The organism is Oleiphilus sp. HI0086 (genome assembly GCF_001635225.1).
This window is the reverse complement of record NZ_LWFZ01000426.1, coordinates 1-588: the sequence shown is the minus strand read 5'-3', so window position 1 is coordinate 588 and position 588 is coordinate 1. Positions and strand designations below refer to the sequence as shown.

Sequence of the window (588 nt, the reverse complement as noted above, 5' to 3'; positions counted from 1 at the left end):
CAAAAGGTGTTTACCACGAGATGCTATATGTGGATTCGGTAAACAGTGCGGGAGGGGAGGCAGTACTGCATGAGGACTTAAATAATCCAGGTTCAGATGTTGTGATTAGAGAAGATGGCGCTTTGAGTGAAGTCCAATTGAAAGCGACTGATAACGTAACCTACGTAAACGAGCATATTGAGAAGTATCCCGATATTGATGTTGTAGCCACAACAGAGGTTGCTGCAAAAATAGATGGCGTTGAAAGCTCGGGCTTTTCCAACGAATCTCTTGAACAAGATGTGACTAGCGGTGTTGAAGAGCTAATCGCAGGTAATGATACGGCCGATGTTGTTGTGAGTAATTTAACCTCTAGTGTCGCTGAAGAAAGTATTGGTCTTGGGCCCATCAGTATATTAACAGGGTTGCTGTTTGGTATTTTCTGAGTCTTTTTGAGAATAATCTAATCGAAATGCATATGCGGAAATAAGTAAACATATGGCATATATAAACAAAGGTTAGCGGAAGGTGGTGCAATAAACTCTACAGTTTTAATGCTGACCGTACCGTTGATCGGTTTAATTAGGTCTTAGAGTGTTGAGCAACAAT

General features: G+C 41.2%; 1 pseudogene. It reads left to right on the top strand.

What is annotated here, in order from left to right:
- Positions 1–425: pseudogene (locus tag A3756_RS05230) on the top strand (hypothetical protein); the annotation flags it as partial.
- Positions 426–588: the final 163 nt, after the last annotated feature.